Raw genomic sequence first — 26,226 nt, 5'->3', positions numbered from 1 at the left:
GCATACCTAGAGGATGAATATAGAAGAGGGAGGGCCTCAAAGGGAGCGCGGCCAAGTGAAAAAATCACCCGGCGCTTACTTGGCATCAGTCTTGGCATCGGTTCCAGCAGGCTTTGATACAGGCAAAATAGAACCCTTTACACCCATTTCCTGTAAACGGTCACAAACTCCATCCACGGTAAATTTGATACCCCTGGAAAAACTGCCATCCACTTGTGTGCGTTCATACAAGTAAGTGTGAAAGCGCCGGAAAAAGCTGGTATCCACCGGTTCTGGCTTTTCCCAAAAACTCGAGAGACTGCCTTGATGCGTTAAGCCCGGCAAGTCATATAAACAGCGTCCCAATACCTTGGTAGGTACCTTGTGAAGCAGCGCAGAAATACCCACAGTACTGTTGATTGTCACTACTCCCTTTGCATGATCCAACAGAGTGGGAAGATGCAGGTCATGACAATAAATGACCCGCCCCCTAATCTGATAGCGGGCTTCTAGTACACTGATCAGCTTTTGATAATGGCAAAAGCCTCGATCCATGGGGTGATGCTTAATAACAATGGCTGTATCTTCAGGAGCATTTCGCGCGAAAGATTTGCACACAACATCTATTGCATTCTCGATTGAGAGCAAGTCGGAATGTTTGCGCAGCTGAAAATCATCACAGGTCTGTAGGGGAAATAGGTAAAAGCGGCCACTGAACTCTCTGGTCACCTGGCGGGTAAGACCGCGCTCCGTAATCTTATAAAGCCCTTTGCGATAAAAACTTCTAAGCCAGCAAACACCTTCCTTTAGCCAACTGCGATTCCGGTGATGGCGATAACGGGAAAACTCTGCTTGAGCAAGGCGCATCGCCACATAATATGCGGATGCAAAGTATGCTCGTCGCCAAAAAGTATGGCCAACAGGCGACGCTGGGGTAAGGCCTCTAGGTAGATACTGATGTATTGCCTGCTTAGACCAATTGGTAGAGGAAAAAGCATTGACCCCGCCCCACTCCATAGTGACGAAGTCGGGGCGCAGATAACCTTCCTCAAAAACGATAAAAGCGACCCCCATGGATTGGCATACTTTCTTTGCACTCTCATGGAGTCTTCGGCAGTCACCATATGCAAAAACTACATCAACCTTATACTCAGAAAGATAACGACGGAAAAAGGCCGGCCAGTCAACTTCTCGACCGGTGAAATCCACCTGGGCGTTTCCCCAGCCAAAGTAGCGATCCCCCCCATTAAAGTTGATCTTATGGGTGACAACACCAAGCTGAGAGAGCCGTTTTGCCAGGCTGGCAAAAAATGGGCCATGCGGTCCCTGTAGAAATACTGCCACAGACATGAATAGGCCTACTCCAGATTCACCCTGCTGGGTGCATTGAAACTTGATGAAGAAACATTATAGGGACGACCAGAAGCTCACTATAGATAAACCACAAGTGAAACCGTATCGGCATACATCACACACAAAAACCAACCTGATCGTTTAAATACCCCATAAATTTCCGAATAGAAAACAAACATTGAAGGTGTAGGCGCTAATTTAGATGCTTAAAGAAACTGTCAAAATACATTACTGCAAATTTATCCATCAGGCGATACCCTCAAAAGCCAACTTTAGAGACAACTTTGTGTGCTTGATTTTTGAATCAAGCCCTTAGCGAAGCTTCAAGCAAACTGGTACAAACTCAAAATTTATTCCAGTAATAGGATACGGAACGGACTTTTTAAGAAACATACACAACATCATTAGCCTTCGCTTTATATAGCAGAGCAGGAGGCTCATTAGGATTGTTCCAGGAAGGGAGTATGGCACACTTCACAGCCCGCCATTCTAGATGGCATAGGAAATTATGCCACGACAAGCTATTACACGAGGAAGGCTAAAAGCTAGGCCTCAGTTTAACTGGTTAAATTATCAACAGATAACGCAACAGAGCGCAGGCAGAAAGAGCCGTTACTTTATTACTTTTTGGCTAATGTCCCCTGTCTTTTACTCGGAGATATGGAAGAAAAGTCATGATAAATCCAATTTGACCCCACTTCGTCCCAAATTAATCAGATCCAACCATTTCAGAGGCTATGGAACATTCTGCACGAGTAAGGGTCCCAAAGTAATTCCTTTGTTCTCCCCCTTCAGTTTTCCGACAGTCAATCTTCATCAAAGCTTTCTTCCATACCCGCTCAAATAGCCACGCGGTGGACTTTGGAAAAGGAGTAAACAAAGGATTAAAAGGGTTATCCCGCGCCTGCATCCAAACTGTCATTCGGTGTGACTTTTGCTGTGCACGACCACGACAGTGAAAACCGTAAACATTGCCAATTAAAAGGGTATTTTTTGGAACAGAAAGCTTCTTTACCTCATATCCCATTTTAACCAGCTCCTCAGGACTAACACGAAATGAGCCATCCCAGTAACGCCCTGGAGCACGGTTAGGGCCTTTCTTACAAGCCTCCAGGCTCTGTTCGTACTCCCATTTGAGGCGTTTCCATGTCAACCGATGGGAGCCGGGGACATAGACAAATGGACCATTATCATCTGATGACTCATCCATATATAACCATGCCTTGACACATGGGTGGAAAGTATCTGCATGTAAATCCCGCTGCGGGTCTGGGCGTGGAGTGACATTCGCGTGGTTGCACAGATTTTCGATATAAAAGAGTGGTGGTCGGTTCTTTGACGAGCAGTAGCGCATCAACCGATCCAAACTTTTATGTGTGTATAATTTTTGGAAATTTGGTGTTTTTTTTCTTTCCTCTGAATCCATAAAGACACGCTGGGTAATGGTGGTTCCCTCAATGACTTCCCTTACTGGGGCTCTCAGCTCAGTCAGTTCTTGGGAGAGACACTCAAAATCCTCGTGCGAAAGAAAATTTTTCTTCAGCAAATAGCCATTACGAATGAATTCCCTTCGATCCTCTGAGGAGACCAAAGGAGATAACAGCAATAGACGAAACCGAAAAAGCAAGTGCGCCAGAATAACTCGAGTTACATGTAGCCCACAGCGATTCAAAAGATAATTACCCAATATAGGGTTATTCTTAAAACTCTTACCCCAGCTAAATAACTCAAATATCCACTTTGGCACTTTCCAGGCTATTCCAATCATATTACGCATAATTGCCCCCAAACTAGAGCCTGTTTCAAACAAGCTTTTTCGCCCCAATATTGACAAACAAACTGTAAAGGAGTGTCAATTCTAAGATTTATTTGCCCCTATCAATACAAGAATGAGTCACTGATAGATGACAATCTACTGAACCAGTGTTTAATACTTTAAAAATTGACTTCGATACCAGCGAAATGCCTTTAAAATAAAGTTCTCTCGTCGATCGGCCTTGCGGCATTGTTTTAAAATCTCGATGGTAGTTTCCGCATTGATAAATTCACCACTTCTTTGATCTACATAAACCGGGTAGAGAAGGAGAGCTCCAGCTATTAACTGATCCAGTTTAAGCCTCCTCTGCCGCCGAAGCTTGAAAGCGTGAAAATCGAATGCCTCGCTATCTCTATCAATAAGAAGTGTATCCTCTGTGAGCCCCCACCCGGCATAAAATGGCAACCCATACGTTACTACCCTGATTTCCCGCAACAGAGCCTCAAAACCACTTAACGAGCTCATGGTATGCACTTCATCAACTTTATCCAGTAACTGAGAAATCTCCCCACACTCAATTAAAGTGTTATACAGAGATCCAGCAACTTTTGGCACATCCCCCTTTCGTGCACCACAAACAACATCTGGATGAGGTTTGTAAATGATATAAGCATCAGGGTTCTTCGCCCTCACCTGTTTCAACAAAGATAAATTACTTTTTAAAACTGGTGAGCCGCAGGCTATAGATGCATCACTCTCGACTTGACCAGGAACTAAAATTATCTTTTTATCCTTGGGGAGTGCCAGCTCACAGGGCAGTTTTTCTCGACCAACATTATATTTTGTCACCCTATCCTTTACCAACTGATGCCGTAACTTCCTGGCCTGGGCCAAAATGATCGATGAGAAATTAACACTATTTAAGAGCGTTTCCAGATCACTAGGATTATGTGCATCAAAGTAGATTCCACGAGAATCCAACACTAGAGAGATCGGAGTAACTAAATCGGCACCTAAACCTACCGAGCGCAAAAAACCGTCTTCGATACGCCACAAATTCAATCGGGTTAGTTGGCATTGCTCAACCAGGGAGCCGTTAACCCGGTTGGCCCATACTAAAATATTGGTACCAGGACTAGCCTTAGGCCTCTTATTGAGTGACCTGGAAAAAGCAACCCTAGACTTCCCCCCTAAAAAATGAGGAATAAAACTACGTTTCCAGGGCGAAAACCCAACTCCTAACCAAATACCTTGAAAGCGCTTCCACTGCCTTTTTTGTTCGACTATTAGAGACAATGTATCCTCAAATTCGCATTTACGGTTCGTATAAGGATTGATATAGCGGCAATAACGAAAGTAAGCTGCATAGAAAATTTCGGCCAATGTTCGTTCTACATTGCGCCTTGCAACAGATTGGCGGTCTTTTGTAAGCCCCCAGCCAGAATAGAAAGGAACACCGAAACAATGCACCTCTTTACCAGCAATCAGTGCATCAAAACCCAACTGACTGGTGACCACGTAGACCTTATCAACACGATCAAACATCGACCAAGGAGATATATCCTGCCCGATAACTTTGCAGCCTTCTTGTTCTGCAAGCGCCTGCAAATAACCACGTTTTTTACCAGAAATGACATCAGGATGAATTTTGACAATTATTTCGGCATCTGGATTTTCTGAAATAGCACTTCGTAGCATTTGATGGAAATGACTTTCAGAAGCTAGTCCAGCTCTTATCGATGTATCGCCATAAGTCTGATCCACCACCAAAACTGCCGAGCGGTTATCTGCTAGTTCCAGGGGTGTATCAACTGACTTATTATATTTACACAATCGATGGGTCCGCAGAAGTCCAAGTCCTTTTTCAGCTCGATTTAGTTCTTCGACACTTAAACTACTAGTTTTAATCAAGTTTTCAAGGTCACTGGGACGGGAGGCGTCATAGTAAATGCCAGTATAATCCACTACCAAACTATGGGCTTGAGCTCCCTCAACTCCCAACCCCAAGGAGCGTAAAAAGCCGTCCTCAATACAAAAATAAGGAAGTCCGGTCCGAGAGGCAATTCGCTCTGCCTTAATTGCAGTATGCTTAAGCCCCCATCCAATCATTTGGTTAATAGTTTCATTAGGTCTTGAAACTACATATTGGCACTTAGCGCCTAGAAATCGCTCCAAAGTATGCATTCTGAGAAGTCCCAGGGAACAGTGCCCAATTACAGACATTTTTGCGCCCCGAGCAATAGTTTCTTTCTTAGTGCATCATCAGCAGCCAGCTGTAAAATGCCTTCAATCCAGGCTAATGGTTGCATAGGCAGTAGAATTCCATTCTCCTGATGGCGAACCACTCTGCTGTAAATATCCCCTTCCGCATAAATTCCCACCGCGCCAGCCTGTGTAATATCATAGAATTTGGTATGGGATCTGGCCCTATTAAAAGGTCTATCCAACAAAGGAGCTAATCCTATAGAACGGCCTGATCGTTGTATCATGGACAAATAAGTTGGCCATTTCATAGGATGTAATACTTGTACTCTCGTCACACCACGAAATAGACGGTTTACTCGTTTATCCCCGATAATTTCAAAATCCAGGTTTTGGTTTTCTTCTAGCACCTGCCTAATAATGGGGTAAAGCCAGTTAATATCCTCACTGTGAGATGCCGATCCATGATAGAAAATAGAAAGTGGCCGCTTTCTGTCCAAATCCAGCGGTTCGGCCGACAATAGCTGAGGGGACAAGTGACGATATTTTCTCTGTAGAAATGGAGTTGAAACTAATAATTTTGCCCCAATGGTTTTTAACCAGCGCTGCTTAGACCAGCTATAGCGTAGTATTTTAATCTGATAGCGGAGTGGCATCCCGGAGAACGCTGACCAATCAAATAAATCATCATCTAGAAATACTGAAACGCCAGATAGTTTATTTAGATTCTGCTGTATTAGAGATTGCCAGGCATGAGATATGTAGCGCACAAAAATAACCTGAGCTCCATTGAGTTCATCAACAGAGGGGAGATCGGTAAAGGTCAGGCGTTTGACATTCACTCCCAGATTTTTCAAATAAGGAATTACGAAGTAATCTGTCGAGGGATTTGGCCCTTCCTCTACAATAATCCAGCGGCTGATTACTTCCATTCATACTCCAACAGGTCAGGAAAATTTACAGTCATTACTCAAAAGGAAATACTATTGGTAATAATATTAGGACCGTTAATGAGTAGGCAATTGTCAAGGGTAAACCTGCACGTAGGAAGTCGCGCAAGTGATAACCACCTAGGTTTTGTACGATTAAATTGGTCTGATAACCAAAAGGGGTCAAAAAGCTTGCACTAGCCCCATAAGCTACAGCCATCACGAACGGCATCCAACTAACCCCGAAGCTATCGGCTAGGCTCCAGGCTAATGGGAATGTGAGTGCCGCTGCGGCGTTATTGGTCATCAGTTCTGTTAGCAATAGCGTCAATAAAAAAATACCGATAACTCCAGCCAATGGCCCAGCTCCCTGGAGGGTATCCCTCATTGAGCGCGCGAGACTATCAGCGAGCCCACTGCCGGAAAAAGCTTCGGCTAAAACTAACGCACTGGCAATAATGATCCAAATTTGGAAAGGAAAGCGTCGTTGAAGTTCAGAAGTGGTGACGATATTCAATATCACCATGAAGCCCAATAATACCACCAACCCCTTTAAAAGAGAGAAGAGCCCCAAAGCCGAACCCGCCACCACACTGGCAAATCCCAACCCCAGCAACCAGCTGTGCCTACGAGATAGTTGGCGCTGTACATCTGTGCCGCTGATCACGTAGAAGTTTTTATCAATATTACGATGGTGCTTAAAGTCCTGACCAACCGCCAAGAGGAGGGCATCGCCAGGTTGAAGCTGTATCTCCCCTAATTTGCCGGACAGGCGCTCACCACCTCGACGCATTGCCACCACCGCTGCATCGAAGCGAGTGCGAAACTGGCAACTTTTCAGAGTCTCACCAGTGATACTAGAGTTCGGGGTCAGTACGACCTCGGTGAGATCCATATGTAGGGCATCATCATCCAAGGCGAACAAATGCAACCCCTCAATAGACTGGAGCCTTTGCAGGTCGCGCACATCCCCACTGAATATCAGCTTATCGCCACTGCGAATTAATTCGGTGGGAGCCACAGGACTAATACTCTGTCCTCCGCGAACAATTTCTATTAGATAGAGTGTTTCGAGCTGGCGTAAGTTATTTTGCTCAACACTACGGCCATCCAAAGGCGAGTCTGCAATAACTTCGGCTTCCAGCAAATACTGTGCCGCCTCTTCTTCTACAGCGGCTCCCTCAGGCAACAGGCGATTGCATAGAAGCAATACCACAAGCCCAACCAAGACCGCAGCGCTGCCAATAGGAAGAAAAGCAAAAAAATCCAAGGATGCCACGCCTCTATCCAACACAAAGCTATTCACAATCAAGTTGGTGGAGGTACCAATCAAAGTTAACGTTCCCCCAAGAATGGCCGCATAGGACAGCGGTAACAGCAGCTTGCCTGAAGGGTGCCGCCGTTGGGCCTTAACGCTAGATGCCAGGGCCGCAACAATAGCCGTGTTATTCAAAAAAGCCGAACTTAAGGCAGTCGCACTTATAAGCCTGAGTAGGCTGGATTTCAACGTCCCTCCAATCAACCCATCAGATATCGCCCTGAGCCAGCGAGCCTTCTCCAGCCCAATTGAAATTAGCAGTAGAACAACCAGTGTAACCAGCCCGGGATTGACGGCTTTTTGTAATACAGACTCAACAGACACCAATCCGGTCAAAAAACAAACAGATGCGGCTGAGGCGAAGACCAAAGAGGGGCGTACACGAGTAAAAATCAGGGTAAAGATAACCAGAACAAAAGTGCTAGCAACAAAGAATTGGGAAAAAGTCATAACGTTGGGGGGCCACTTTGGTTACCGAAGTAGATACTTCGCCTGAAACATATCTTTGGAGAAGGCAAACTATACTAAATCTGATGCCGGCACCCAACGCTAACTGCTTATACCCTAATCTCGCTATTTACCTAGCTACCTCCATCAACGGAACGGGTAATAAACACTAATCCAGCAACTTCATTACATGTGACTACAAGAAAGGATACTCAGCAGTGCAGACACCATCAATATAGACTTATGAGCTTTATTTTGGTTGTTTTTCATACAGTGACTAGTATATCAGCTCCTTGGGGCTTATACACAACCTAGATTTATGTGCTTACTCACGCACTGACTTATATCTAGGGATTGACGAGCTCCTAGAAACCTTATCTGAGATTTGCTAAGGAGCTTGGCGCTGAACCCATGCAGGCTGATACCAGTAACTTTCAGATGCAATATATGCATAGACGTATCAATACCCACAAGTAAATTCAGGGCCTGAAAGACAGACTTCAGTCGAAACAGTTAATTTGATGTCCCAATTACACGACTAACCAACTCAATATGCCGAACCTCAGAACTAAGGAAGCTCTGATTAATAGGCTTCTACTCCTACTTTACGCCTTATACAGCTAAAAATGTTTTTTTTATTCGGGTTTTAATTTTTCATACCATCGATCACCATTTTCATGACCAAAAATCCAATTTTAGTAGATTTCAGGCGCACTAACCCTAGGTAAGCAGATATTTTTTACCGATTAAAAAATTGGTAAAGCCGGACAGCAAACATAAGCGCTGGGTGTTTTTCTTTAAACCTCGATAGCATACTTTTTCATATCCAAAGATGATTTTTATATATCGGAATGGGGGCTCTATATTTGCCCGAATCTGCATCTATATCTTTTCGACACTTCGAAACTCTTTCTTTACCGGATGGTATCTAAAGTGATTTCGCCTCTCTGCAATGTTTCACTTCACTTCTTTAGAGTTGTGCTCTTTAAGCATTTCGCACCTGTGTAGCCAGAATCTCCCCAAACTCGCTTCTTTTCACCATGCAGTAGCTTTCCCATCACAGTAATATCATGTTAGTTAGCGGCTATTGTGTCGAGGCTGTGGATGAGCCCGAGGACATCATCTGTACCGATATGCAGCTTCATTCGAAAATGTCATTGATTATTTTTTGGATTGATGCATTTCTGGATCGCGCTCCTTCTTTTTATTCTTAATCGAAGTTGGGGCGGAGATAATAATAGCATCTACTATGTTACCTTCACGCAACACCATACCATTGTCAGTAAGTTGTTTATTGATTTCCTCAAAAAGAGTGGTACCCAGATGATTCAACTCCAGAAGTGGCGAAAGTTAAGAATCGTTATCTCATCGGGAATTGGGCCGTTCAAAGTCAACCTGGCAAAATTACACATAGAATTAATCTCACATAGTGAATCTTCCATAGCAGGGTCACTGAGATTGTAAAATAACTGCATGCAATAGATGTGCAGCATGACACTCAATGGATACGGCTGTCGGCCATGCTTACTTAGTGGATAACAAGGCTCTATTTTGGCTTCTCTTCGCTTCCATGGGAAGAGAGCATGCACCTAAGAAAGAAACTTCTCAGGGCGAGTTTTGCAGCGCTTTAGATTATATTCTGCTTCAGCAAAGGTGGCTTGGCGCATGATTCATGCGTAGTCTTGACGGATAGCTGGGTACTACTAAATTAGCTCGAAATTATTCAGAAACTCCCTAGAACACTTAACACCTGAATTCAACTCTGAATTGCATCATTTTTTAGGCTGCTGCGGCAGCCGTATATTCTCCCATTCTCTGTCGAGGAGTTTTATACCCCAATATTTTTCTGGACCGATTATTTAAATGCTCAACAGTCGCTCCGACATCTGCTTATTTCATAAACTTGAAGTCCGCTTGCTTAGGAACGTACTGGCGTAGCAGGCCATTAGTATTCTCGTTCAGGCCCCTCTCCCAAGAGGAATACAAATACGCAAAATAGACCTGCGCATCCAGAGCCTCACTAATATTCTCATCTAGAGTAAATTCTTTGCCGTCATTGGCGGTAATGGTGTGTACTAAGTGCCTATATATACGGCTCAAGTAGTGCATTGGTAGCCTGAGCAACCAACTCTGCCGTCTTGCGTCCAACCTGCTGAGAGAGAATAAATTTGCTCTTACGATCTACATTAGTGACCAGGTCACCGCTATGGCCTTTACCTATAATGGTATCAATTTCCCAGTCTCTGATGCGAGATTTATCATCGACAAATTTTCGAGGCTGCTCGATGCTGATGGCGTTCTTTATGTACCCTCGAGCTGACTTCCATTAGTTCGTTTGTTGTAGGGTCTATCCCTGCGCCGTAAGTTTTCGTACAGAATCCCACCAGACTGCTTACCAGCCCAGATAAGCAGGTAAATGGTTTTATGGCTAATTGGCAAGCTTTCTTCCTGCTCTAACCAGCCGGAAATTCGCCCCTTGGCTCCATTTTGCTCTCTATCAGTGCACTGTATCTTTGCTGGCTTCCTCGCTTGTCTACATCATCCTTTGAGCTTGCTTATAACGGTAACCTTTTCTACCTCGATTACGAACTAGTTCTGGTTGGCTAACCCCAATCTCCTTGGCGATTGCCCTCTGGCTCCATTCACTTTTTTTAGTGCCTAGATATGGTATCGCCTCTCTTCAGTCAGCTGTCGGTAGCTATTGTTATCATTTAATCTTTTGGCGTAGAAGAAGGGGCTGATGTTACCTTCAGCTGACCATTCTTTTCCGGGTGATTAACTGATGCACTTCAAGGTTGAATGCAGGACATTTAGGATTCGCGTCCCATAAGCATAATAAAATTAAATATTGGAGCCTTGCTAGGCTGGCAACCGTGCCAACAAGCAGCTTAGACTTATGTTGATTGATTAAATCAGTCAGCGCCACAAGGGAGCTTTTGTTTTCTCGTTTAAACCCAGAGAAAAGTCTTCTCTAGTGTGAGTTAAAAATGGGCTATAGTATGGGTCTTGTCCCTCATGCGTCGACCATCTACTCTTTAGGCTCATAGCTTCCCGATCAAACCTAGCCCGCTTTTCCGGCGTATTATCAATACCACGGCTAATGGATTCATGGTGGTACATTTCAGCCCAAGGCGTCCATAAGTTGCGATAACCTGCCTCCTTCACTTTCAGGCAGAGATCAACATCGTTAAAAGCCACTTCAAAATGCTTTTCATCTAGCCCACCAACTGTTTCATAAACACTCTTACGTACCAATAAACAGGCTGCAGTAACCGCCGAAAAATTTTGTGTGCATATCAAACGATTCATGTAGCCCAATTCATGACGATAGTAAAATTTATGGGCATGGCCAGCTAATCTGCCAAGGCCAACCACGACACCAGCGTGCTGGATACGGCCATCGCCATAATAAAGCTTGGCACCCACACAGCCAATATCCGGCCTTATTACATGCGTGACCATCTCTTTTAGCCAGTCAGGTGTTATCACTTCAATATCATTGTTGATTAGACCAACAATTTCCCCGCGAACATGCTGCACGCCAAAATTATTGATCGCTGAGTAATTGAATGGTGCATCGTACTTAAGCACCCTCACATTGGGGAGAGTTTTCAAATCCCTAAAATATCTAAGTGTTTCTGGCTCAACGCTTTGGTTGTCCAAAACTAAGATTTCATAGTTTCTATAGGTGGTTTTCTCAAGAATACTATCGATACATTGCCGAAGAATAGTTAGCATATCCCGCGTAGGAATCAAAAGGGATACCAAGGGTTCTTCTTTTTGCAAAGGCCAACTTACTTTAAGCGCTCTATATTTTTCCTCAGTCTGCACTTCAACGTCCCTACACCCTATCCCAATAAAATATTTCTTCAAAATACGTTTACTACTTTCTAAGTACAACGTGGTATCGGAGGATTTCTGGCGATGAAAAAGGACCCTCGGAATATGAACAATTTCGCGCTGCGGATCCTTTAGCTTGCGTATCGCCTGAAGAAATAGCGAGTAGTCCCATGCTTCTTCACCAGCGATCTCTATTGGCATGAGTTGATCTAACATGCCGGGCGCAAAAAGAACAAATTCACCAATATAATTAAAGGAATAGAACAGATCTGGATTCCAGGCGGGCTTAAAAACTGGCAAGCATCGCCGCCCGGCTTCATTGAGTGTATCCTCATCGGCATAAATAATTTTGGCGTGTGGCATCCTCTGCAAGACATACTGCAAATAGGACAGAGCCTTAGGAGCAAGCACAGCTCGAGGTGGGCACATCAGCTGGTAGGCGTCGGCTCCCACTATCTTTGTATATTCATCACCATTTGCAATTACATCAATCAGCCTTATCCTATTATCGGCATTGATAAAAGCATTAAGCCCGGTAAATTCTTCTCTATTGCTGCTTTCGGACAAAATGATAAATAATTTCCAGCTTTTACAATTTTGAGCCAATATAGAATCGATTGTATTCCGTACATTATCTAATGTATCAGATTTATCAATCGGCATTAAAAGTGAAAAAGTTACAGTACCATAAGCTTCTAGCAATTCGGGCCAATAGGTTGGCTCTATTTTCTTGACCCAACCTCGGTAGGAGATTCGTACACCCGCGGGCCGAAAAGTCGCATCGTAACATGCCCAGCGGTTTGTCAGCCTGAGCGGCACTCGCAATTTACGGTTCTTCAAACGCGAGCGCATTCGATCGCGAGCAAACAGTAGGAATACTCGCACTAGAGTTAAGTGGCGAATAGAAAATTCACATTCACATTGCACTGGAGAAAACTGCAATTTTTCCCCACCCCGAGCAAACCAGATCAGACGCTTGGATACTCGGCCAGTACGAATAGGTAAGCGCAACTGCTGGAATTTGCGCCCCCCCTCGTGCTGAAGAACAAAGGCACTATCCAAGAAGGTTTGATCTGATTCAAGCAAAACTTCCACCATATACCAACCACGTGCAAAACCATTTTTTGCAATGGAGAATTTTGATTGTTTAGAGGTCGATTTCCAAGTAATACAACCATCAGCGCTAGGTATGGCTGTTAGCCCCTGAATCGGACGCAGCAGGGGCCGCAAATCATATCTGGTCAAGTGAGGGATAGCAATTTCAAGACGCTCAGTCCCCATATACAGTTTCATAAGCTCCCTTTTTATTTTTTATAGAGCTTTGACTGAAATTGTGATTTGATCTAAAGATCACTTAGCAGGCCGCGGAAAAACTTACACTTTTTCGACATTTATAACTTCCCAATAAAATTCCTTGGAAACAAACATTTCTTTTACTCAAAGATTCTTCCCAAAGGGTACAGCACTTTGAAGTTGATCCATAGCGCCCAATTGCCGTTATCACGCCAAACATTCTTTAGATTTTTCTCATTGATTATTCACAATAAATATCATTATTTAAGAAAATAATACGCGCCCGAAACAAAAAAGGTAGGCCGCTCTCTAACTAACAGGAAGATATTTACTAATCAAGAGTATAGCATCCACCTAAATATAAATTTGTTAAGCCTTTCATATTTGGATTGACTGCCGCCAAAGCCACCTTTTTATAGCACAATATTAATAACGCTGCTTTTCCATTTACTGTCAACATGAACCTTTTGCCGCCCCCTCTCAGTCCACAAGCAAACTACCTGTGCCGTATTCGTGCGCTATTAACTATTTACACAAACCTGCTTCTTGAAAATACCCAATAACTTTCTACCAACTATATTGACTACCACTCAACTAAGGCTTGCAGCAAGAACACGGATCTGTAAATTATTTTTATTCAAGCCTCAACTAACACAGCTGCAACTTATCAAAATACAAGACGACTTACTCCACAACCAACCTTCATATCGAACTACAAACATAAACTAAAATAACAATAAGAAATCAGTCATTCTAAAAAGATAGGCATCCAGCTACTACATGTATATATTTCATTAACAACAGATAGCTATCGATCACCAACAAACCTTATATGCTCGAAGATTTAACTGCAAGTGACTATTTAAAACAGAGCAGCCTTGCCTACAAGAATGTAAAATTGTAAACCTAATGACTCACCAAAATTACCATTATTAAATAATAATTAGCAATCTGTTATCGTTTTTGGGAAACCCATTAACTATTTAATAAAATCTTATTGGCAAACAAAGAATGATAGTAAGCGCCAGACTCCGGAATTCCACTTTTAACCCAATGAGCTTGATTACCTGCCACTTCTGCGTGATCTGTTTCGCCAAGTTCTGACCACTTCTCCATTATTACATCAGCAAGTTGATATCCGACTACTGGTGGGCGAATCACAAAACGACTATTTGTTTGGGCAATCAAAAAATCTGGTTTTTCTAATGTAACTAAAGAAATATCGATATTCCCAGCCGAATGCACGAAGACCAAGTCGGAAAAAACCCTAGCGATATAGTCCAACATGGTATAGCTGGAGGAGGAGCCAAAGATCAAACACTTGGCCGATATTAAGGCATCCTTTTTTTGTGTGATAATCACCCGGCCTATGTTAGGCAAGTGGTTATCGTATTGCACCCATTTTCGGTAGGAAATACCACTCAGCACCCATTCTTGCGCAGCCCTCTTCGGGAATATCTTGTTTCCTAAATCTCCTGCCTGTAAACACTTCTTGAACTTATCCTTTTCAAACAGTTTTTCTATGCCCGCGACATCCAACCCCAAAGTTTCCAGTATAGCCATTAAGCCACATAGAGCCCCCCTGTGAGTCCAGTGGGTGTCGCAAACTCGAAACATCCGCTCCTTTGATACCCGCATTCTTTCCGCCGGATTTACCACTTTGTGGTCTGGCCGTGCTAATTTCTCTACCTGCTCTATTGGGGTAACAAGCCCCTTTGGATAGGGGTAATAATCCGACATCACCATTTCTTTAGCTGGCGCAATCAGCACAGCGTAAGCACAGCAACACTTTTTTGCCAGCTCTTGAAGAGAGTCCAGGTAGTCTAACCATGCCTGTTGTCCAAGCCGGTCTAATAACAATTTCCCACAAAACTGTTCGACACTCTGGTTGGTATCATTGTCAAGAAATAGCCAACCATCCCGCCCCTCGAGGATCTTCAAGCTTCCTTCAACAGAAAAGTGAATAAGGTCGTATTCAATCCCGGCATTTTCGAAGCCGAAAACACCATTGTCCGTAGCAATCGGTATCGTCGTACGAAAGCCACAACGCAGTTGTGAGTGCCCTTCCGGCGCCTTGTCCAACACTTTGCGCACAACATCCGGACGAGAAAAATCTAGTCCTAAGTAGATTTTTTTCTCTGCGAGTTTTACAAAGGGTCTTAAGTTAGTCCTCTCCTCACCCAGTACCCATCCCTGAAACATCAAACCCGACCCCATTAATGATTTGGTATCGAAACGCTGCTCATGCCGAGGGTAGTCTAAGCACCACCGAAATACGCCCGGACAGGCATCAGTCAGTAGTTTTAAAGAAATGTGATACATATTTCGTTGTTTACCAGGGCCTAGTCAAACCGGTAATTCAAAATACTTCAGTGCTACGAGTACCCATACTTTGCATCCATTGTAGCGCTATAGCGAGCTGATCAAGCATTGTGGCCTCATTGAAAAACTGTGTTGCTCGCTTACGGCCAGCGTATCCTAAGCGTTGGCGTAGATTTTTATTCAAAACCAATTCAGTAACCCTATCTAGGACTGCATCCACGCTACCAAATGGCACCAAAAAACCGGTACTCCCATCCTCTATAAGCTCCGGCAGCGCACCCCAATGATAGGCTACTACCGGAAGAGCCGCAGCCATGGCCTCTAGCACCGTGCGCCCAAATGATTCATGGAAGTGTGACAGGTTCACAACTATATCAGCCTGAACCAAGGCCTCCTGAGGACCTGCGGCATAGCCAGCAAATTGTAAACATTGTGCAATCTCGCCACTCTGCTGCCGTGAACGTAAGTCCCTCGTGTAGTCATTCTCTGGCCCAATCAACACACAGGATACGGGAATAGAACGCTGCTCCAGTTTCTCGGCCAATTTCACAAAATCTGCCACCCCTTTTTTCGGTGAGTTACTGCTGATCAAGGCAATGCGTACAAGCCTATTTTCCACCGCATCCAACTTGCGAGGCTTCTTAAATTGGTTTATATCCACGATATTCGGTACTATTACACTTTTTCTTGCCGCTATTTCCCGCTCCACTGTCTTCGAGTTTGCAACCACAATATCGGCCAAGGCCTGAACACGAGCAACAATAGAAGCAGCTTCCGCTCCCAGCGTTCGGCAGAGTGCTTCATCTTGAAACGGCAGCTCACGCACATGGATTAAAGTAATTACTTTCAGGGCCCGAGCGGCCAATAATGGCTCATCAAGCACCAGTGTATTGGCGTAGACAGCCTGAATATCAAATTTCTGAATTAAGACTTCAAACTGCGCCAATGTTTGAGGACAGGGAATCCGTGCAGCCTTCCACCAACCATAGGGCAGAACTATTACTGCCATTGCTCTAAACCTAATGGCCTCGACATAGGCGGTATTCATAGCACTTGGCAAAGTTACGATTAGGTTGACATCCAACTTATTCAAGACAGCTAGCACATCTAGCAAGCTGCGCTCTGCACCATAAAGATACTCTCCAGCCTGGTGTCCACAGATCAATAAGTTTAAGGCACCCGGTCGTTGGGACTGCGCCCCCGATAATTCTTCCAGGGGCTTTACCCCTTGTGAGTGACCCACTGTTAAGTAGTGATGGAGCGCTGGTAGGCTATCATCTTTGGCTTCAGGAAAGCGGTACCCATAGCCAGTGGTACTGAACTCTGGTCCTGGGTCCCTCCCTTCTGCAGAACCCACTGACCAATAGTGCTCGAACAGGTCAACCTGTGAATCCTGTAAATCCGAATATCGCTCCAAATACCATGTTGGATCGAAATATCCTGACTGCTGCACTATATCCATAGGGTTGGGATTCAACACCGGCTTATCTTCGTAGCAAATTGCCGAGGGTGCCTGGAAAGGACGAAAATCTGGGTTTGCCGGCAAATAAAGGTCTTTTACAGATTCCGCTCTTGCATGCCAGCGTCGAGCAGCATCTTCGTAATCTTTTCGAACACCACAATAACGCGTAAAGAGATGAGTTTCACCACGTCGGCTCAGAGAACCTTCACTTATGCGACCAAAACTGAGCGGTACACCAGGTAAAGCCTCCACTAAAGCATTCTCACCGAAAGCCTTGAGTATTCGGTAATAATATTCAGTATCTGCATTAACCGAAACCCGATCCCAACAACCCAATATTTCGACTACTGATCGGCGAATCATCAATGAAGAGACATTGCGGTAGACCCAACTCTCCTCTGGCAGCCGGTGGGAAAAATGCAAATCGTCTGTGGTGCGCACCCAGTGAGAGGTACAGCCCACTTTATCGGGCCTCGAAATTAAAGCTCTAACCTGACACTCAATCTTTTGTGGATGGGACCAGTCGTCACTGTCATGCGTGGTAATCAAATCGCCGCTGGCTTCTTTCAGGGCAGTATTGCGGGCAGCATAAGCCCCTTGATTTCTTTCATGAAGCAGCAACCTAATTTCAAGTCCAGACCGCAAGCGGGTATTCCGAACAAAGTCTTCCAATACCTGCCAAGTACCATCATCGCTGGCATCGTCTACTACTAAAATTTCCAAGTCTCGCCAAGTCTGCTCGCACAATGAGCATAAGGCTGTCGTCAGAGTTCTAGCGGCATTATAAGTGGGAATAATTACTGAAACCCTGGGGCCTCCACTCCCCTCCAAAATTGGCAACCGCATTGCAGGGTAAATCGAATCCAGGCCCAGAGTTCCATTCTCCCCCCCCGCTAATTCACATAACCCGTGCCGTAAAAAAACCTGATTGATTGCATTCAAACGCCGACGACTCAACTGCCTATAAACTGCTCCATTGTTTCCCTTCGATGCGAGTAGGTTGGCCTCGGCTAATGCTACTTCTGCCTGTCCAGGAAAGCGCTGCGACAATGTACTCAATGTTTTCTGAGCAATACCCCATTGACCAAGCTGTAATGCGGCCTCTAGTAGCAACAGATAGGGGCCGACGTGGGCGGGATATGGGTATGCAGCACCTTGGTACTGCTGTAGGGAACTTAATACCTTCGACCAATCATCATTTGCGGCATACCAACGTGCGATAGCCCAAGCTGCATAATACCGCTCTTGACTTGTAGCGCCTGGCGTTACTGCCAACTGCTCGAGCTGAGGCAAAAGCAACTTATCTCCTCCTCGCCATAGATGGTATTCCCAGGCAAGGGAGCGATTGCGGTACGGCTGTCTGCCCTCGAAACGACCATGATTGATATAGTGCACCCATGGATCGACCCCGGCGGCAGCGACATCCGGATAGGTTTGTAAATACCACTGTGGATCGAACTGATCGGCGGCTATCGGTGCGCTGTCGCACTCCGAAGCAATCGCTTTGGAGCGCTTCCCATTAAAATTGCCCCAAAAACGCTTCATGCAAAGCACGACTTGAATTCCATTCAGCAAGGCAGCGGCTGTCGACCTTCCTTCCGCCCCATGGAAATATAGTGCACCAACGGATTAAAGCCGCTGTCTTTTACATCCGGGTTAGCGTCCAGGTACCACTGACTATCAAACTCTGGCCCTGGATTGCGCCCTTCAAAGGCACCAAGTTCCAAGTAATGCAAGGCGGGATTACTCGCTGAGTTTTTATCCTCTGCCACATCGGGATAGGAGCCTAGGTACCACTCCGCATTGAACAGGCCAGATTGATTGATCTGATCTACCTCCTTTTTTTGCTTGCGCAGTTTTTTGGAGCGCTTACCGAAGGGCAGGCTATATTTTTTAGCAGTTTGGCTACCACCCCCTGTTGCCCCCATCATATCCCCCGCCGCTTCCATACGCCGGGCAGCCATTTCCGCGTCTTTTTCCTCCAGCAACCGAGTCAACAAAGCCAACTCCCTGAAACGCTCATCGACCGAATTTTTTGCGTCTGAAAGCTCAGACTTTAGCGATTGTACCCGGAGCTGCAACTGCTGCTTCGTTTGCAGAAGGGCATCCCGTTCCCCTTCGATAGACTGCAAGCCCTGCTCCAAGCTCTGGCAACGGGAGTTCAGGTCTGCCCGAGCTTTATCTAAATCATGTTTAGTCTGCTGGGCTTTTTGCAGCTGTTCCTTTGCGGACTTAAGCGATTGCTCGAGTTCCTGAATGCGCCTCTTCTCTTGTTGACTCTGTGTCTCCCTCTCCGCTAAATTCACTCGCAAGCCATCGACAACTGCAGCCTGGCTTTCTTGGGATTTCTTTAATTGCCCGAGATCGGCGTTCCGCTCTTGCAACTGGCGCTCCAAGGTATCAACAGTACTCTCCAAATTCAGGATGCGCTCTGCTGATTCATGCCCTTTTTCATCATGAAGCGCCACCAAGTCTGCCTTCTTCTGCCCTTGTTCATCAAGCAACTCGGTGAGGACCGCTAGCTCCCTATAGCGCTCCTCAAGGGTTGCATTTTTTTCGACAAGCGTCTCCTCCAGAACCCGCACCCGTGTTTCAAGCTCATGTTTTTCATCAACCGTGCTCTTAGCCTTACGCTGGAGCTCTACGAGATCCCGCTCCAACTGTTCCGCACGACATTGAGCCTGTTGACGTAGTTGTTCTTCCACTTCCAGCACCTGCACCCGTTCTACAAGCTCGTGTTTTTCATCAACCGCGCTCTCAGCCTTACACTGGAGCTCTGCGAGATCCCGCTCCAACTGTTCTGCACGACATTGAGCCTGTTGACGCAGTTGTTCTTCCTCCTCCAGCAGCTGCACCCGTCCTACAAGCTCTTGTTTTTCTGCAACGGCGGTCTCAGACTCACACCGGAGTTCTGCAAGATCCTGCTCCAACTGTTCTACACGACTTTGTGCCTGTTGCCGCTGCCGCTCCTCCTCTTCCAGCGCCTGTATCCACTCATCAAGCTCGCTCTCTTCTGCCAAGACACTCTCCAACCTCCGCTCAAGCTCCGCGAGATCCTGCTCCAGCTGTTCCGTACGTTCTTGTGCCTGCTGCCACTGCTGCTGTTCCTCCTGCAGCATCTGCACCTGCTCTTCGAGCTTTAGCTTTTCCGCACTGATGCTCTCAGACTTGAGCTTGAGTTCCGCGAGATCCTGTTCCAGCTGTTCCGAGCGACTTTGTGCCTGCTGCCACTGCAGCTGTTCCTCCTGTAGCGCCTTCACCCGCTCTTCGAGCTTTTGCTTTTCCGCACAGATGCTCTCAGACTTGAGCTTGAGTTCCGCGAGATCCTGTTCCAGCTGTTCCGCGCGACTTTGTGCCAGCTGCCACAGATGCTGTTCCTCCTGTAGCGCCTGCACCCGCTCTTCGAGTTCGTTCTTCTCCAAAATAGCACTCTCGGAGTTGCGCTCAAGTTCCGCGAGTTCTCGCTCCAGTTGTTCCGCACGAACTTGCGCTTGCTGCCACAACTGCTGTTCCTCGTGTAGCGCCTGCACCCGTTTTTCGAGCTCTCTCTTCTCAACAAAAACTTTCTCGTAATTACGTTTGAATTCTAAGAGATCCAGGTCCAGTTGTTCCGCGCGATCTTGTGCCTGTTGTCGCTGTTGTTCCTTTTCGGCTAACTCGGATCTCAAGACATCATTCAGGGTCCGCTGTGTGTCCAGTGACTCTTCTCGCTTTTGGAGGATAACCTGCAACTCTGACCACTTCTGTTCAGTCTCTTCAAGTTGCTCAGCCAAAGCAGTGAGCTCTTCGATCTGCTGTCCGTGAGATTTCTGCTCAGTAGAAAGTTTGGCTTCTAGTAACTGTAACTGCTCTCCAAGCGAGTTAATTTCCTTCGCCTGTGACTGCCTTTTCTCAGCATTTCGAGTATTATCTTTCCGCAGTTGCTCAACCAACTCATTTCGCTCGGCCAACTCTTTTTCCAGATCGTCCAAACGAGCCAAAAGCACAGTCCTTTCCACCTGACCCTGCTCAGATAGTTCTTTCAGGCGCCGCTGCTCTGACTGTGCCTTGCTCAGTTCGTCTGCGCTGTATTCGGAACGGATCTGATACTTCGCCAGTTCCTGCCAATGTTCGGCACTAGTAGTCTGTAACTGCAAAAGCTGCTGACTACGCTCATTCACCTGCCGATACTGCTCATCCAAACGCTGACGAAGCTGCACTACTTCGGATTTCAACTCATCGCGAAGTTCTTGCAACATACTAACCCGCTCAGCTAATTGACCGCGCTCCTGGGCATGCCGATCCACTGCCTGCTCCATTCGCAAGCTGAAACCCGCCAACTCCTGTCGCTTGATTTCCAATTGAGTACGAGCACTTTCATAATCTGAACTCAATTGCCCAAGCTTATCTTTTTGCTCAGTTAAGTTGGCTTCCAACGTTTTTGCCTTCTGCTGGTACTCACCGGCCTGGAGAGCGTCTTTACAGGTCCGTCCCAAGCGGGCAAAAACATCCCTGACCACTTGCAGTGAGGAGTTCGTTTCGCCCCGCTCAAATAAATTGGCCAGCAACGGACCTAACTCTCCCCCCACAGAGATAGCTCCTAACCCTTCACCATGAAGAAAAGTAAAAGTAGAATACTTATGAGAAAGTACTTGAAAAGATCGGAATGCCTCGCATCCCGGAGCCCACCTTGAAATACCAGGCACTAGCACAAGGCTACAAGTGGATAATTTCGGCTGCCAGTATGTCAATAGACCTTCTAGATTCTCCTCGGCTGTGGGATTCAGTAACAGTAGGTCGACACCGCCATCTTCAAACTGGCTCGCGGCACTAGTTGATGAGCTATCAAGTAAGTAAGAACAACTGTCAAAATGCTGATCGTGGTAAGCTCGGATCTCAGCCAAGTCTGGAGGGATATCCCCCCCCTGTTGCTGACAAGTAACATAGTAACGGCCATCCAGCCTCAGGCGTTGCACGGCTTGGCAGAGGGAAAAATGAGCAACACCGGATTCCACTCCCAAAGTTATCGCCATCCGCGGCTGGTGCGCCTCCACTAACCAGAACAGAAACGGCACATGCTCCAGCCAGGGCGAAGGACGAAGGTAGTCTGGTCTCCAGAACATGGAGCTCTGGGCCAGGGAGTTGATTGCCGGTTTGATCGCCAGGTCAGCTTGCATTTTCGTCAGTTCCTTTGTCGACATGTATTGCTGCTCAAAATCAATCGAAATATCAGCCCGGTCTTGCCCAGGCAATAATCACTCAGCAGACTTGCGAGACAGACGCCCCAACCCCTTCTCATAATTCAAATACTCGAGGTCAAAACCAAACTGCTCGGCCCAAGCCTCGCAGATGTCACGCTCTTCTTTGCGAATGGTATCATCCATCCACACTTGGGCAGAGGTACTTAAGCGATCAACGATGGCTGGGACGGCAGGATAGCGGGCATACTGGCAGGTAGCCCCAGGCGGACCATCGATAAACACAAGGTCAATCGCTTCCAATCCCTCAAGCAACTGCTCAGGATACCAACTCACAGAGTCTTCATCCGATGCGAGATGACCGGCAGACCAAGATTCCAGAGCACCTATCCGTAAATCGACCCAATAATCCAGATTCTCCCGCTCAAGCGTACGACGAGTATTTTCACCGTAATAGGTAGAGTGATCGAAGGATACAAGCTTGCCAAAACCGTTCTGGCGAAGCGCATCTGCAATGACAAGAGTGGAAGCACCGCTACCAAACTCGACAACGATTTTTGGCCGATTCAAAGTTATATAGTCGTGCAGTTCCAGCAATACATCCGGGGACGCCGCCCATCCTCGTAACGGAGGAAGACGACGTTTGGTTCCCATTACCCTGGAGAGCCACAACAGGCTCTCTAGTTGCTTGTAATTTTTCAGTTCAGCCAACCGCACACTATCTGCATCATTATTTTTCATATTTAGAGATCACAACTTTTTTAACTAGATATTGTTGCCAGGACCATATCTTCCGAAGCTCCCTAGATCAGTAGTGTTCGTTACTTTGGTTCAATGAAAAGACGTACTTTTCGCCAGCAACTCGGCACTGCAGTGCCCGCCTCGCCCCGTTCTCGGCAGGTGTATAATAGAGGGGCCAGCTGTTACTTCCAAAGTCATCGTCATCTACGGCTGCTGGGCCAGGGACTTGAATGCAGGCTTAATCACCAGCTCAGCTTGCAATTGATTTAGTTCCTTTATTGGCATGTAAAAATACTCAAATTCGAGCCGCGTTCACCAAGCAAAATAATCACGTATCTCTTTCACCGCATGGTACCATCCAAACTGACTTCAGCCGAACGGCAAAACGACCAAAACCATCTATCTCCAGAAAGCCCACATAGCGACTGCCAGAAGTTTGATATACCTTCAATGTACACCTAGTCAAAATCTCAATACCATATATCAGGTAGCGAAAAACCAACTAATATAAACTCGTTATAAAACCATATTAACGCCCATACTTTCGAGCTTGCTAAAAAGAATCAAATGGCTCAACTTTCCATAACGCTTACGAGCATCCTCTTCCATATTGGACGATGTGACAAACCCTGGAGCCACAGTGGAAAAATACTTATCTATAAAATTCGAGTTCTTTGCCTTTTCCAGTTCAACTTGAAAAATATCATCTACATTGGCTCCCCCTTTATCCCAAGGGTATGAGACTGGTTCTCGCGAGCCACCGATAAAAATGTCCACCTCACCAGGTATCTTGGGAGATTTTGATTGCCATTTCGAAATATACAGCAACATGCTCTTAACATCTTCGTCAGAAAATGACTTCGCAGTTTCATCGAAAGGCACACTAAGCATTTCAGGGTCAACCAATAAATAGTACGCAAGATGCAAATATCGTTTTGATCGAGCAGCCGAAGATAAGGAAGCGAATTCCCGAATTAAATCCGAAGATATCAAAGGCGAAATTAGATTGGACTCATTACTTTTATACCAGCTTCGCCCAAAGTGAAAACGGCAGCGGAAATCCAGATAGTGATCATTCGCAGATGAGTACCCAAAAACATCAAGACAAGACCTATAGTTACTTTTCACTAGTGAAAAAACTGATTGATCCTGAAAAAATTTTTTGTACCGATCGATAAAAGAAATGAACTCCCCAGGATAATACTCCCGCATAAGCTCCCCTCCTCCTCCATGCAAGCGGAGTGATCCGGGGCGATTCCGAAATCTAGGGAAATACACTTTGTGATAAACGCCTAAGCACCCATATATATACAGCTCAAACTGCTCAAGTGCTGAAAGTCGCTCACCGTAGGCAGCAGTGCTCACACCAGAGGCCAAAGAGAAACCGTACTTTTTTGCCAGTAAACCAGCAACCCGATAATCGTCTTCAAGGGCTGCATTTGAAACAAAGTGCACGCCCGAAACATTCGCACTGGAATTCAATAACAGCGCCAACAACAACCTTGAGTCAGAACCTCCCGAAATGTCGATACTAAAATCGCGCCCTCCAGAATTCTCGACCAAAGCCTTTAACCTGCTCTTCCAGCGATCTATATGCCGTGTCAAAACATCCAAGTCAGGCATATCCCTATGGGAGGAGGCTAAGGGTGAAAGCGCAGAATATCTTTTTTCAATGGCGAACTTACCTGCGGATATTCGGATCTGGCAGCTTCTAGACAATACTTTGACCTGCTGGACAGCTGTATTTTGCGAGATCAAAGTTTCCCCAAATGCCCCCGGCAGGAAAAAAGATGCAGCGGCACCAGGGTCCAAATGCAGGCTAACCCCATGCAAAGTCAAGTGCTCAACTAGAGCCAAAAAACTATTACTGAAAGCCCAAACATCTCCGACATGATAATAAAACAACACATCCTGCCCACAATCATCCGTGCATATCCTAAAAGTATGGCCTACTTTATACACGAGCCAGAACCTCCCCTCACGAAGCTGATCCAGGCTATACTCAGGTTTATTCGACAAAAAGTCATCCAGCCCCTCCATACCGAGCACTATCGAATCAGACGCATAAGCAACTCCATCAAAATATAGATCAGGTAAGCTGCCTGAAAAAACAGAGCAGACCTTAATTACCGGGTATCTCGCATAACTCATTTCGAACCTTATGACGCCAAATTCTATGCCGAAGTGCAAGGGTGAGATACGGCTGTTTACAAGTCCTGCAGACTCACACAAAAAAGAATGTGTTATTCACCAAAACCATTTAAATGTCATTCAAGGCAGTAAAGAAACACATAAATACCAGATATCTGTCGCCCCAAAAGGAAATTCGCTAGTCTCGGCATACCTCAGAAAAGCAGGTAGCGCTAAACCAATAACGTAACAAACTTGTATTCGACCAAGATAATAGCCATTCCTACGTTACGTTATGCATCCAAGTTTTCTTCATCACAAACTACACATGCTTCTTCCAAATCCAATGGGTCCACACCCTGCTCCGTATACTTACGTAACAATATTCCCATCACGTGGTCAACGCCAGCCTGGCGAACTACCTTTTTGTCGCCAGCATAATACGCGCCCTTATTATAATGAGAAGATATTATTTCTAATGACCATGGTGAACGACAACCCCCCTCACAATAATTAAAATTACCTGCATTATTAACCCCAGATCCAAAGCACCTTCGCCACTGCATCAGAGTAACCTACAGCTTCGCTGATGGCCAAGGCCAGGATTCGGCCCTAACATCTGTCCAACGCTTTATTTGCATGAGGGAAAGGAATGTTAGGAATTTGCTTCTCTAAGAAACCACATAGCTCTTTCCAACCACTCCCCTTCGCAAGATCCATAATCAATAAGTCCCTTGGCCGAGCCTCAAAATAGTCTAAAACCTCGTTGTTATGGGCATTATATCGTTTCATATAAATACCTTCATTACCTTCCGGCATTCCGAGTCCATATATCCATTTTCTCATTGGCGTTTCTCGACGACCAAAATGCTTAACAACACTTTCAATCCAGGCTCTAGGCTCCCTAACGGTTAATATAAATTTACTTCCAGGACACTTTGCATCCATTATCTTAAATAATAAGGGCCATGGGTTATCCTGAAACGCATCAAACTTATCAACCAACTGAAAGGCCATCCGGTAAACATTATTAGAAATATCTGGATCACCTACACCATTGGGACCAGTTACCTTATAACCCAACATTTTAAGTGCTTCAGCAAGACTCGATGTACCCGTCTTATGGAACCCAATACAGAAAACCTTAGTAGTCATTAGCTCTTCCCGATTGCACTAATAGAACAAATTAGATATTTTAGTATCACACAATGAGTATCGACGGACGACCGCAGAATAAAATACAGGCATACAAAAACATTAATCTCAAATCACACAAA

Annotated in this window: 13 protein-coding genes and 1 pseudogene; all 14 read right to left on the bottom strand. The window is 45.6% G+C overall.

What is annotated here, in order from left to right:
* Positions 1 to 75: 75 nt before the first annotated feature.
* Positions 76 to 1,329: a capsule biosynthesis protein gene (locus LC073_RS06550; RefSeq protein WP_226645203.1), complete on the bottom strand. Its 1,254-nt coding sequence runs from the start codon at positions 1,327 to 1,329 to the stop codon at positions 76 to 78.
* 712 nt (positions 1,330 to 2,041) lie between these two features.
* The gene (locus LC073_RS06545) at positions 2,042 to 3,109 is read right to left on the bottom strand and encodes a phytanoyl-CoA dioxygenase family protein (protein ID WP_226645200.1); all 1,068 of its coding nucleotides are present in this window, start codon (positions 3,107 to 3,109) and stop codon (positions 2,042 to 2,044) included.
* 150 nt (positions 3,110 to 3,259) lie between these two features.
* Complete coding sequence (locus LC073_RS06540; RefSeq protein ID WP_226645197.1) at positions 3,260 to 5,272, bottom strand: capsular polysaccharide biosynthesis protein; 2,013 nt, start codon at positions 5,270 to 5,272, stop codon at positions 3,260 to 3,262.
* 29 nt (positions 5,273 to 5,301) lie between these two features.
* On the bottom strand, positions 5,302 to 6,222 hold the full coding sequence (locus LC073_RS06535; RefSeq protein WP_226645195.1) for a glycosyltransferase family 1 protein: 921 nt from the start codon (positions 6,220 to 6,222) through the stop codon (positions 5,302 to 5,304).
* 34 nt (positions 6,223 to 6,256) lie between these two features.
* Positions 6,257 to 7,987, bottom strand: coding sequence for an SLC13 family permease (locus tag LC073_RS06530; RefSeq protein ID WP_226645191.1), 1,731 nt, complete (start codon positions 7,985 to 7,987; stop codon positions 6,257 to 6,259).
* A 717-nt stretch (positions 7,988 to 8,704) separates the two neighbouring features.
* A pseudogene (locus LC073_RS21900) lies at positions 8,705 to 9,654 on the bottom strand (IS5 family transposase).
* A 220-nt stretch (positions 9,655 to 9,874) separates the two neighbouring features.
* Positions 9,875 to 10,132 carry an IS30 family transposase gene (locus LC073_RS06510; protein ID WP_226645184.1) on the bottom strand — a complete coding sequence of 86 codons (258 nt, stop codon included), beginning with the start codon at positions 10,130 to 10,132 and terminating at the stop codon, positions 9,875 to 9,877.
* 768 nt (positions 10,133 to 10,900) lie between these two features.
* The gene (locus LC073_RS06505) at positions 10,901 to 13,117 is read right to left on the bottom strand and encodes a glycosyltransferase family 2 protein (RefSeq protein WP_226645181.1); all 2,217 of its coding nucleotides are present in this window, start codon (positions 13,115 to 13,117) and stop codon (positions 10,901 to 10,903) included.
* 975 nt (positions 13,118 to 14,092) lie between these two features.
* The gene (locus LC073_RS06500) at positions 14,093 to 15,439 is read right to left on the bottom strand and encodes a hypothetical protein (RefSeq protein ID WP_226645177.1); all 1,347 of its coding nucleotides are present in this window, start codon (positions 15,437 to 15,439) and stop codon (positions 14,093 to 14,095) included.
* Between the two features lie 37 nt (positions 15,440 to 15,476).
* Positions 15,477 to 18,446 carry a glycosyltransferase gene (locus LC073_RS06495; protein ID WP_226645174.1) on the bottom strand — a complete coding sequence of 990 codons (2,970 nt, stop codon included), beginning with the start codon at positions 18,444 to 18,446 and terminating at the stop codon, positions 15,477 to 15,479.
* Positions 18,447 to 18,469: 23 nt separating this feature from the next.
* The gene (locus LC073_RS06490; protein WP_226645172.1) at positions 18,470 to 22,081 is read right to left on the bottom strand and encodes a hypothetical protein; all 3,612 of its coding nucleotides are present in this window, start codon (positions 22,079 to 22,081) and stop codon (positions 18,470 to 18,472) included.
* Positions 22,082 to 22,135: 54 nt separating this feature from the next.
* Positions 22,136 to 22,819: an O-methyltransferase gene (locus LC073_RS06485; protein WP_226645169.1), complete on the bottom strand. Its 684-nt coding sequence runs from the start codon at positions 22,817 to 22,819 to the stop codon at positions 22,136 to 22,138.
* 516 nt (positions 22,820 to 23,335) lie between these two features.
* Positions 23,336 to 24,970 carry a hypothetical protein gene (locus LC073_RS06480; protein ID WP_226645164.1) on the bottom strand — a complete coding sequence of 545 codons (1,635 nt, stop codon included), beginning with the start codon at positions 24,968 to 24,970 and terminating at the stop codon, positions 23,336 to 23,338.
* Positions 24,971 to 25,561: 591 nt separating this feature from the next.
* Positions 25,562 to 26,104 (bottom strand): sulfotransferase family protein, encoded by a 543-nt coding sequence (locus LC073_RS06475; RefSeq protein ID WP_226645161.1) that lies wholly within the window; start codon positions 26,102 to 26,104, stop codon positions 25,562 to 25,564.
* Positions 26,105 to 26,226 lie beyond the last annotated feature (122 nt).

This window comes from Microbulbifer variabilis, from assembly GCF_020524905.1.
GTDB classification, from domain to species: domain Bacteria; phylum Pseudomonadota; class Gammaproteobacteria; order Pseudomonadales; family Cellvibrionaceae; genus Microbulbifer; species Microbulbifer variabilis_A.
Note: the sequence above shows the minus strand (reverse complement) of the source record. Positions and strands in the feature narration are given on the sequence as shown.

What these genes read in the sequence shown, in the direction of transcription:
- LC073_RS06550 (WP_226645203.1), bottom strand. Translation starts at nt 1,329, where the DNA reads ATGTCTGTGGCAGTATTTCTACAGGGACCGCATGGCCCATTTTTTGCC.
- LC073_RS06545 (WP_226645200.1), bottom strand. Translation starts at nt 3,109, where the DNA reads ATGCGTAATATGATTGGAATAGCCTGGAAAGTGCCAAAGTGGATATTT.
- LC073_RS06540 (WP_226645197.1), bottom strand. Translation starts at nt 5,272, where the DNA reads ATGCATACTTTGGAGCGATTTCTAGGCGCTAAGTGCCAATATGTAGTT.
- LC073_RS06535 (WP_226645195.1), bottom strand. Translation starts at nt 6,222, where the DNA reads ATGGAAGTAATCAGCCGCTGGATTATTGTAGAGGAAGGGCCAAATCCC.
- LC073_RS06530 (WP_226645191.1), bottom strand. Translation starts at nt 7,987, where the DNA reads ATGACTTTTTCCCAATTCTTTGTTGCTAGCACTTTTGTTCTGGTTATC.
- LC073_RS06505 (WP_226645181.1), bottom strand. Translation starts at nt 13,117, where the DNA reads ATGAAACTGTATATGGGGACTGAGCGTCTTGAAATTGCTATCCCTCAC.
- LC073_RS06500 (WP_226645177.1), bottom strand. Translation starts at nt 15,439, where the DNA reads ATGTATCACATTTCTTTAAAACTACTGACTGATGCCTGTCCGGGCGTA.
- LC073_RS06495 (WP_226645174.1), bottom strand. Translation starts at nt 18,446, where the DNA reads ATGAAGCGTTTTTGGGGCAATTTTAATGGGAAGCGCTCCAAAGCGATT.
- LC073_RS06490 (WP_226645172.1), bottom strand. Translation starts at nt 22,081, where the DNA reads ATGTCGACAAAGGAACTGACGAAAATGCAAGCTGACCTGGCGATCAAA.
- LC073_RS06485 (WP_226645169.1), bottom strand. Translation starts at nt 22,819, where the DNA reads ATGAAAAATAATGATGCAGATAGTGTGCGGTTGGCTGAACTGAAAAAT.
- LC073_RS06480 (WP_226645164.1), bottom strand. Translation starts at nt 24,970, where the DNA reads ATGAGTTATGCGAGATACCCGGTAATTAAGGTCTGCTCTGTTTTTTCA.
- LC073_RS06475 (WP_226645161.1), bottom strand. Translation starts at nt 26,104, where the DNA reads ATGACTACTAAGGTTTTCTGTATTGGGTTCCATAAGACGGGTACATCG.